Origin of the sequence: Caulobacter sp. (assembly GCF_039596335.1) — a bacterium.
GTDB lineage: Bacteria > Pseudomonadota > Alphaproteobacteria > Caulobacterales > Caulobacteraceae > Caulobacter.
Genome location: NZ_JBCNJZ010000001.1, coordinates 804,983 through 811,636, shown reverse-complemented (window position 1 = coordinate 811,636; position 6,654 = coordinate 804,983). Strand labels below are relative to the sequence as shown.

General features: G+C 65.6%; 8 protein-coding genes and 1 tRNA gene. 3 read left to right on the top strand and 6 right to left on the bottom strand.

From position 1 onward, the window contains the following. Nucleotides 1–276: hypothetical protein (locus ABDW31_RS03965; protein ID WP_343698295.1), on the top strand; the 276-nt coding region annotated here is incomplete at its 5' end. A 21-nt stretch (nt 277–297) separates the two neighbouring features. Here the strand turns inward: ABDW31_RS03965 and ABDW31_RS03960 are convergent. The 5 genes from ABDW31_RS03960 to ABDW31_RS03940 all read right to left on the bottom strand — a co-directional run bounded on the left by ABDW31_RS03960 (nt 298) and on the right by ABDW31_RS03940 (nt 4,884). Beyond that, nucleotides 298–660: a hypothetical protein gene (locus ABDW31_RS03960; protein WP_184715699.1), complete on the bottom strand. Its 363-nt coding sequence runs from the start codon at nt 658–660 to the stop codon at nt 298–300. Between the two features lie 144 nt (nt 661–804). Further along, nucleotides 805–2,208, bottom strand: a complete 1,404-nt coding sequence (locus ABDW31_RS03955; protein ID WP_343698307.1) for a site-specific integrase — start codon at nt 2,206–2,208, stop codon at nt 805–807. Nucleotides 2,209–2,387: 179 nt separating this feature from the next. Continuing rightward, nucleotides 2,388–2,464 (bottom strand) — tRNA-Arg (locus ABDW31_RS03950). Between the two features lie 65 nt (nt 2,465–2,529). Beyond that, nucleotides 2,530–3,852, bottom strand: a complete 1,323-nt coding sequence (locus ABDW31_RS03945; protein WP_184715820.1) for an NCS2 family permease — start codon at nt 3,850–3,852, stop codon at nt 2,530–2,532. A gap of 69 nt (nt 3,853–3,921) precedes the next feature. Next, entirely contained in the window at nt 3,922–4,884 is a 963-nt protein-coding gene (locus tag ABDW31_RS03940) for an ABC transporter ATP-binding protein (protein WP_184715822.1), read from the bottom strand. Nucleotides 4,885–5,022: 138 nt separating this feature from the next. On the opposite strand from ABDW31_RS03940, the gene ABDW31_RS03935 reads away from it, so the two are divergent. Together ABDW31_RS03935 and ABDW31_RS03930 are read left to right on the top strand one after the other, a co-directional pair. Further along, entirely contained in the window at nt 5,023–5,292 is a 270-nt protein-coding gene (locus ABDW31_RS03935; protein ID WP_184715824.1) for a zinc-finger domain-containing protein, read from the top strand. Nucleotide 5,293: 1 nt separating this feature from the next. Next, nucleotides 5,294–5,728: an acyl-CoA thioesterase gene (locus tag ABDW31_RS03930; protein ID WP_184715826.1), complete on the top strand. Its 435-nt coding sequence runs from the start codon at nt 5,294–5,296 to the stop codon at nt 5,726–5,728. Between the two features lie 9 nt (nt 5,729–5,737). Here the strand turns inward: ABDW31_RS03930 and ABDW31_RS03925 are convergent, their stop codons facing one another. Beyond that, the gene (locus ABDW31_RS03925; RefSeq protein ID WP_184715828.1) at nt 5,738–6,634 is read right to left on the bottom strand and encodes a LysR family transcriptional regulator; all 897 of its coding nucleotides are present in this window, start codon (nt 6,632–6,634) and stop codon (nt 5,738–5,740) included. Nucleotides 6,635–6,654: the final 20 nt, after the last annotated feature.

The following is a 6,654-nucleotide window of genomic DNA, read 5'->3' as shown; positions in this document are numbered from 1 at the left end:
TGCCATCGCCCTGCGGCCGGTCCCGCGACAGTCCATTCGACGCCGACGAGCCCCGCCATGAGCGAAGACGACAGCCGCAACTCCGACGCCCAGAACCGCCCCGACCGGAATCGTGTCGGGTGCGCCAGTTCTCCAAACATCGCTGAAAACGTTGAGGTTTCACCGTCCGGTGAACCGTCTTTCGACGATTGCTACACAACCCTTCTACACAATCGCACCGACGATCCGGGCCTAACTATCGGGCAACGCTCACGAAATCGCGCGCGCGACTTCTAGGTCCCAATAGTCTGGATGACCTCACTGCTCACCAAGCAACCTGCGGGCCGTCTTTAGCGCCGCAGTCGCTTCTGTGATTTTATGTTTGAGGTCTGCTTCGATGGGGCGGAGCTTCCGCAGTGCAACAACATTCTCGTCTGGCAAAAGAAGAAGCCCAGCCTTCTTAACCGAGCGGACTGTCAGTGGCGCGATCTGTTCTTGCAAGGCAGCATATTCGGCATTGAGCGTCGCAAGCCTTGCCTCCGCCAGCCGAACATTGCTTTTACGCGCTTCAACTTCCGTAGACGATTTGATTGTTACGGCCTTGAGCTTCTTCGTCGAGGCGGCCTTCTTTGCCCGCTTAGCCTTCTTCCGCGCTCGTCTCCGTTGCAGGACGGCCTGCAAGTCTGAGATCACGGTAACGGCGGCTGAATCGCGCTGAACGCGGGCAGGATCAGCTTCTTTCGCCGGGTTAGACCACCTAAGTCGCGTCATCCCAACCCTCTCGCATCTCTGGCTCGTCCGCGACCTTCCCAGCGGGTCAGTGAATCACGTCATAGCGTCAGGGTTACTATCAACATTCTCGCCAAGCCTTGAAAAGTCGAGACCGTCGTAACCAACGCGGTCAATAGCCTCTTTCAGAGTGGCGACGCGATAGCCCCTGCCATACGCATCTGACACCGAAGCGGCTCCGCCGACTGACGCCCAGCCGCCCAATGCGAGCGCGATGTCACGGTCGATGCGAGCTTCGCGGAGGGCATCACGAAAGCCATGCCGGAAGCTGTGAAAGCATGTCTTTGGAGAACCGGCGCCTGCGCGCGCGACAAAGCGACGAAACCACTGGGAGAAGGTTGTCGAGCGGTAGCCGGTGGCACCCATTCCGACCTCCGCGAACAGCTTGCTCTCACCCGCGCTTTGTCGTCGTTCCACGAAGTTCATGAAGCCGAGGTCGAGCAGCGTGGCGTGGATCGGGACGACGCGCTCGCTGGAGTTCGTCTTGAGCCGCTTGTCGTTTGCGATCTCATCGGACCGCTCGGTCACGACGAAACAGGCGATGCCTTCAATCCTTCGAACGTCCGCAACATCGAGTTGGCAAGCTTCGTTCAGGCGTAGCCCAGCGAACATCGACACGAGAGGAATCCAGAAGCGGGCGTTACGCGGCCTATTCGGGCCGGGAGCGGCGTAGCCGTGTTGATCGTCGAGGCAGCCGGTGTATAGCGGCGCTGAGAAGATTGCCCGAAGTTGGGATGTCGAGAACGGTAGGCGTTTGTCACGCCGCAGCGTGGGGTCGGGCACTCGCAATCCTATGGCGGGGTTCCGGTCGAGCAGTTCCTCCTTCACCGCCCAGTTGAAGACCCCGCCAAGCTTGTTGACGTAGGTGTTGATGTTGGCGGCGTTGATGAGGTCGTCGCGCCCCTCCGCCTTGCTCCTCTCGGCGATCTCGACCGGGGTGAGGTTGGGGAACAGCTTGGACGCATTACGAGGCAACCACCGAAGCACCTCGATCATTTCGCGACACTGAGAGCGCGTAATGGACCGGATGGGCGTGGTTTCGCCGAGGATCGCCATGACGAGTTTCCGAGTGGTCCCGTAGGCCATGCGTGTCGTCGGCGACCAGTCGCGGGTCGGATCGCTCATGTAGGCGTCGTAGACTTCGCCGAGCGTGGCCCCAATGACGGTCTCGGCTGGGCTCTTCTGAGCGTCAGGCGCGCGCTCGGTTGCGCTCTTCCATACCGCTTCGCAGACGATCATCGGATCGACCGTGCGACCTGATCGTCCATGAGCCAACTCGAAGTCTCGCTCGATGGCGGCGGCGATCTGGTGGGAACGTCGTAGAGCGACCGTGGGGCTGTCCGTCCCCAACGACCGCCAGATTTCCCTCTTCCCGACAATGCCCGTCAGCGATCCCGGCACCCGTCGCCGGTAGTAGAAGCGACCACCCTTTCGGACGATATGCGTTCGAACATTGTGGGGTGGGTTTGTGTAGAAGTCGCGCGCGCGATTTCGTGAGCGTTGCCCGATAGTTAGGCCCGGATCGTCGGTGCGATTGTGTAGAAGGGTTGTGTAGCAATCGTCGAAAGACGGTTCACCGGACGGTGAAACCTCAACGTTTTCAGCGATGTTTGGAGAACTGGCGCACCCGACACGATTCGAACGTGTGACCTTTGCCTTCGGAGGGCAACGCTCTATCCAGCTGAGCTACGGGTGCTTGGTCCCTTGCGGGAAGCGCCTCTTAGCCGAAAGGCGGCGCTGGCGCAAACGGGTTCGCGAGGCCTAGCCCGCGCTCATGTAGACGAAGCGCACGACGAACAGGCCGGCCAGGACGAAAAGCAGCCAGTCCTTGGGCTTGGCCTGGCCGCGCAGCAGGGCCAGGCCCGCATAGGCGGTGATGCCGAAGGCCAGGCCGTTGGCGATCGAGAAGGTCAGCGGGATGGCGATCACGGTCAGGAAGGCTGGGATGGCCACGCCCGGATCGTCCCAGTCGATGTCGGTCAGGGCGCCCAGCATCATCGAGCCGACGATGATCAGCGCCGGGGCCGTGGCGGCGGCCGGGATGGCCTGGACCCAGGGGGCGAAGAACAGGGTGGCCAGGAACAGCAGGCCCACGACGATGGCGGTCAGGCCGGTGCGGCCGCCGGCGGCGACGCCCGAGGCGCTCTCGATATAGCTGACCACGGTCGAGGTGCCGGCCAGGGAGCCGCCGATGGTGGCGATGCTGTCGGCGGTCAGGATGCGGTTCAGGCGCGGGATCGTGCCGTCCGGCTGGACGAGGCCGGCCTTCTTGGTCACGGCGACCAGGGTGCCGACATTGTCGAACAGGTCGACGAACAGGAAGACGAAGACGACCTCGGCCAGAGCCATCCCCATGGCGCCGTTGAGATGAAGAGCTGCGGGGACATCCAGCTTGAAGGCGGTGGTCGAGAGGGCGGCCAGGCCGTAGTCGCCGGGCATGAACTTGGCCAGGCCCAGGGCCCAGGCGGCGATGGCGGCGATCAGGATGCCGATCAGGATTGCGCCCTTCACCCGCCAGACCATCAGGCCGGCCATGACGACGAAGCCCAGGATGGCCAGGGCGGCAGTCGGCTTGGTCAGGTCGCCCAGGGCCACGGTGGTGGCGGGGCTGGCGACGATGATCCCGGCTTCCTTGAAGCCGATGAAGGCGATGAACAGGCCGATGCCCGCCGCGATGGCCGAGAACAGTGGGCGGGGGATGGCCCCGACGATCAATTGGCGGATGCCGGCCACGGTCAGCACCAGGAAGGCGATGCCCGACAGGAACACGCAGCCCAGCGCCGTCTGCCAGGGCAGGCCCATGCCGATCACGACGGTATAGGTGAAATAGGCGTTCAGCCCCATGCCAGGGGCGAGGGCGATCGGGTAGTTGGCGATCAGCCCCATCAGGATGCTGCCGAACGCCGCCGCAAGGCAGGTGGCCGCCGCCACGGCCGCCACGGGCATGCCGGCCTGGCCCAGGATCGTCGGATTGACGATCACGATATAGGCCATGGTCAGGAAGGTGGTGAACCCGGCCAGCACCTCGGTGCGCACCGACGTGCCCCGGGCCGTCAGCCCGAAATGCTTATCCAGGAAACCCATCGCCGCGACCCCACCCCGTTCGAAGCGGGAGTGTTGGCGGCGGGCTTCGCCGGAAGCAAGTAAAGAACGTCAGTCCTTCGTGGGATCGGCCGCGTTCGGGTCGCCATAGGTCAGGGCGACGAACACGTCTTCCAGGTCCGGATCCTCGGTGGCGATGTCCTTAATGTGGACGCCGCTGGCGCGGACGGCGGCCAGCACCTGCTCGACGCTGGACTGGCCGGTGCGGTAGCTGACCTGGAAGGCCCCGCCGTTGCGCAGCTTGGTGTCGAAACCGGCCAGGGCGGGCGCGGTCGTCACCGGCTCCTCCGGCGTGACCACGACGTTGCGGCTGTCCATGCGCTTGAGCAGGGTCGCGGTCGGCTCGCAGGCCACCACCTCACCCCGATTGACGATAGCGATCTGGTCGCACAGCTCTTGGGCTTCTTCCAGATAGTGAGTGGTCAGCACGATGGTGACGCCCAGCTCATTGAGGCCAGTGACGTACTGCCAGAGCTGGCGGCGCAGCTCGACGTCGACGCCGGCGGTGGGCTCGTCGAGGATCAGCACCGGCGGCTGGTGAACCATGGCTTTCGCGACCATCAGGCGGCGCTTCATGCCCCCCGACAGCTGGCGAACATAGGCATTGGCCTTGTCACCCAGGCCCAGGGCGTTGAGCAGCTCGTCGGTGCGACGCTCGCTCTTGGGCACGCCGTAGAAGCCGGCCTGCACCTCCAGGGACTCGCGCGGCGTGAAGAAGACGTCGGCGGCCAGTTCTTGCGGCACCACGCCGATGGCGGCGCGGGCGTCGCGCGGCCGGGTGTCGATGTCGCGGTCCCAGATCTTCACCGTGCCCGAGCTCTTGCGGACCAGGCCGGCCAGGATGTTGATGAAGGTCGACTTGCCCGCGCCGTTGGGGCCCAGCAGGCCAAAGATCGAGCCGCGCGGGATCTTCAGGTCGATGCCGTTCAGGGCCCGCTTCTCCGGCGAGGTCTTGGTCCCCGCATAGGTCTTGTAGAGGCCTTCGGCTTCGATGGCGTAGGCAGGCAGGTCCATGGGGCGTCCAGATAGCAACATGACGGCGGGTAAACGGCCGATCGGGCGCCCGTTTGATTGACGGCGCCTTTCAGCGTCGCATAGGTATGCCTCGTTCGTCGCCTAGCCAAGGCCGCGTTCCGAATTCGAGGACTTCCCATGGCCAAGACCCCCGCTGCCGCCCCGACGGCGATGGATATCGCTGCGATCGCCGGCCCCGCGCCGGAAACGATCTCGGTCCGCTCGCACCGCATCGCCTGTGACGGCGTCGGCGGCGCGCTGGGCCATCCGCGCGTGTGGCTGGAGATGGGCGCGGCCGGCTTCGTCGACTGCTCGTACTGCGACCGCCGCTTCGTGGCCGCCACGGCCGAGGGCGACGAGAACGAGATCCTGGCGCCTGGCGTCTACGAAGGCGCCGGCGGTCACTAGGGTGTCCGAGGTTCCGACGGCCCAGCGGGCCGAAACCCTCGCCAAGGCGTGGGAAAAGGCCGAGTGGCCGCATGAGGCGCCGGTGCTGCGCGCCATCGCCATGCCGTCCGACACCAACCCCGAGGGCGACATCTTCGGCGGCTGGCTGCTGTCGCAGATGGACTTGGCGGCGGCCTCGATCGCCTTCCACCGCGCCGCCGGCCGCTGCGCCACCATCGCCGTCGACGGCATGACCTTCATCAGCCCGGTGTTCGTCGGCGACGAGGTCAGCCTGTTCGCTCGCGTCGTCCACACCGGGCGCACCTCTCTGAAGGTCCAGGTCGAGGCCTGGCGCCGCCGTCGTGACGCCGAGCAGGCCCACAAGGTCACCGAGGGCGTCTTCACCTTCGTGGCTATCGGCGAAGACCGCAAGCCGCGCCCGCTTCCGGTTTTTTAGGGCGGTCTTCTAGGCCAGCTTCTCGGCCTTCACGAAGTCCACGAAGGCCCGCAGCGGCGCGGGCATGTGCCGGCGGCTGGCATAGTAGAGATACGGCCCGGTGAAGGGCGGCAGCCAGTCGTCCAGCACGGTCTCCAGCCGCCCAGCCGCCAGCGATAGCGCGACGAAGTCCTCGAAGGTGGCCATCAGGCCCACGCCCGCCTCGCAGGCCGCCAGTTCCAGGTCGATATGGGTCGAGACCATCCGGCCGGGCGGATTTATCCGCACCACCTCGCCGTCCTTCTCGAACTCCCACGGGTACGACGCGCCATGCGCGAAGCGGTGCCGGATGCAGGCATGGTCCAGCACGTCGCGCGGATGGGCGGGCCGGCCATGCTCGGCGAGATAGGCCGGCGACCCTACCAGCACGAACCGCTGCGGGCCTGACAGCGGCACGGCGATCATGTCCTTCTCCAGGCTCTCGTCGTAGCGCACCCCGGCGTCGAAGCCGGCGGCCAGCACATCGATGAAGGCGTCGTCGGCGATGACCTCGACGCTGACGCCCGGATGCTGCTCCAGGAACCGGGGCAGCAGGCGCGGCATGATCACCTTGGCGACGATGCCGGGGACGTTCAGGCGCAGAGTCCCCGTCGGGCTGTCGCGAAAGGCGTTGACCTCGTCCAGGGCCAGGGCGACGTCGGCCAGGGCGGGGGACAGGCGTTCCAGCAGTTTCTGGCCCGCCTCGGTGGGGGTGACGCTGCGGGTGGTGCGGTTCAGCAGGCGCACGCCTAGCCGCGTCTCCAGCCGTCGCACCGCCTCGCTCAGCGACGAGGCCGAGACGTGGCGAAGGGCGGCGGCGGCCCGAAAGCCTCGCGCCCGGGCCACGGCCGTGAAGGCGTCGAGATCGGCGAAGTCTGCCTGCTGCATTGTGCGAATATCCGAACGGG